Origin of the sequence: Thermogutta sp. (assembly GCF_014359955.1) — a bacterium.
Lineage (GTDB): Bacteria > Planctomycetota > Planctomycetia > Pirellulales > Thermoguttaceae > Thermogutta.
Window position 1 is genome coordinate 1 of the sequence record NZ_JACIYL010000661.1, and the last position, 2522, is coordinate 2522.

Below are 2522 nucleotides of genomic sequence, written 5' to 3' on the forward strand. Positions count from 1 at the left end.
CTACGACCTTTTGTTAGAGCTTACAAGAGGCCAGGTAGGCCATCTCCGCAACCAGATGGAGGAATGGCAGCTCCTGGGGCTTGACGTGCCAAGCCCTGTTGCGGAGCAGATTGATCAGGCCACAAAGCTCCTCGTCCAGGCGATCGTGAAAAGCTCCGGGGAGCACGCCGCACCAAAGCTGGCCTGGGAGGGACTCCAGTTGGCCCTCGAGGCCTCCTCGACGCTCTGTCAGCGTTACATCGCGCAGGCCATCTCTGTGCGGAAGGTTCTGTCTCGGGGCAGAATACCGTTTTGGCTTGGGGTGACACTGAGCGAAGTGCTTCCCGACTCATCGGCAACGGAACGGCTTGTGGACTTTTCCAACGCGACGGTTGCGGCTTTCCCGTGGAAGGCTGGGGCGCCCGACCCAGAGCAATACTCATTTGACTGGCCGGATCGGTGGTTACTGTGGTCCCGAGAGACAGGAATGTACCGTGGGTTGGGGCCGCTTCTTGACCTTCGCCCCCAGGGCGTGCCTTCCTGGATCGACTTCGAGCAACCCTGGTCCCTCATTCAGCGGAGTGCCTTTTCATTCATCGAAGCAACCGTGCGGCGCTACCGCGGGCGGGTGGATTTTTGGGAGGTGGCCGGGCCGCTGAACGTAACAACGCCTTTCCCCATGCCTGAAGACAAATTGGCGGCCTTTGTGGCGGGCGCCGTTCAAATGGCTCGAGAGCTGGATCCCGGGGCCGTGATCGCTCTGAGCATTCGGCAACCATGGCTCGAGGATTTGCGGATGCGGGAATGTCAGTATCCGGCGCCGTTCGTTGTGGACGCCCTGATTCGCGCGAGGGTGGGTTTGGATGCCCTGATCCTGGAAGTTGATCTGGGCTACATTCCCGGTGGTTCATACCTTCGGGACGTCCTCGAATGGCACCGGCAGCTCGAATATTGGGGACAAATGGGGTTGCCCATTTACGTACGATTCTCCGCACCGAGTCAAACGAGTCCTGACCCGCTGGCCACTGGCAAGACGCGCCCCGTCCACTGTGAGTGGACACCAGAAGAGCAATCTCGATGGACAAGAAGCTATTTTCTGATGGCTCTCGCCAAACCTTTCGTCAGGGGTTTTTTGTGGTCAAACTGGGCAGATTTTCAGCCGCATGAGTTTCCCCATTCCGGATTGCTCGACCTGACTCGGCGTTTCAAGCCGGTCGTGGAAGTCCTTTCCGAACTCAAGCACACTTATCTCCATTGATCTTCCGGAGATTGGTGCTGCGCTGGCTGGGCCAGTGGGTGGGAAGCGCAGCGGACGCACATCGTGGAAAAGCCACGTTCGTCGTCACTCGGGATGGATGATGTCCAAACGGTTTGTCGCCGATTACTCGAGCGATTGGAGCATAGCGCGGATATAGCCCATCGCATAGGCCATCCCTGCGTGCCAGGGGGCGGCGCAGGAAAGAAGAGGTGTGTGGTCAGGGATGATCACGCCGTCGAAATTGTTTCTGTGGAGAATCTGGAGCACTTTGCGGACATCGACGTCTCCCTCGTCGAGGAACGTTTCCTGATAGCTGGGAATCTTGCCTCTGACATTACGGAGATGGAGGTACGCGATCCTGCCTTGCCGACTGCATGAGTCGATCACATCATACAGATCCCCCTCTCCCTGCATTTCCGCCGCTGTGCCGACGCAAAACTCGAGGGCGTTGGCGGGGCTCGGGTGAAGGTCTATCAGCTTCTGAAACATCCATGGTTCGTAAATCAGTCGCGGCGTCTGACGAAGTACAGGAAACGGTGGGTCGTCGGGATGGGCTGCGAGTCGGACTCCGGCCTGCTCGGCGACCGGAACGAGGCGATCGAGAAACCATTTCAGCCGCCGCCAGAGTTCGTCATGAGGAAAAAATGGGATGTGGCCGGCCCCGCGTTCCCGGTACCACATGTTCCAGACCATCCCCTCGGGAATGGGACGCTCATCGGGACCATCGACGAAGACAGTCTCGGCGTGACCCCGGGCAAGCGGACCGATTTTCCGCCCGGCTACCCCAGCGATGGAGAAGTTATACCCCATCACCGGAATCCCCACCCGGCCAAGCCGTCGAATGACATCCTGCAAAAGCTGCACCTGTTCTTCCTTGCGAGGACCATCCAGCAGGATGTCGTACCACATGCTCGGGTCAAAATTTTCGATGGCCCAGATTTTCAAGCCGTGTTTTTCAGCCTCCTCCTGCAACTGAGCCAGAAACTTTTCGGACCACACAGGGTCATGAGGATCGCCTGCCCAGCCCCAGGCGTCGTCACCTACCGGCTGATTATCAGCAGCACCTTGCCCGCGAAAATAATCCACAAGATGCACCACCAGCCACTCCGCCCCGCATTGGCGGGCGAAACGAAAATTGTCCGTCGTGAGTTGGTGGCGGTATAACCCAAACCCGAGTTTCATATGGTCCTCCCTGTCACATTTGGTGCCCTGGCCCGTCGTATTCACCCGCGGGGAATAGGGGGGTACAGACAGGACAGCTCCCTTGAGGGAACTTGAGGGAATC

General features: G+C 58.5%; 2 protein-coding genes. One reads left to right on the forward strand and one right to left on the reverse strand.

The window, feature by feature from the left end; all coding sequences use genetic code 11:
• Positions 1-1237: hypothetical protein (locus tag H5U08_RS15575; protein WP_297035095.1), on the forward strand; the 1237-nt coding region annotated here is incomplete at its 5' end.
• A 123-nt stretch (positions 1238-1360) separates the two neighbouring features.
• On the opposite strand, the gene H5U08_RS15580 is transcribed toward H5U08_RS15575, so the two are convergent.
• A partial coding sequence (locus H5U08_RS15580; protein WP_297035098.1) for a mannonate dehydratase occupies positions 1361-2522 on the reverse strand: 1162 nt, incomplete at its 5' end.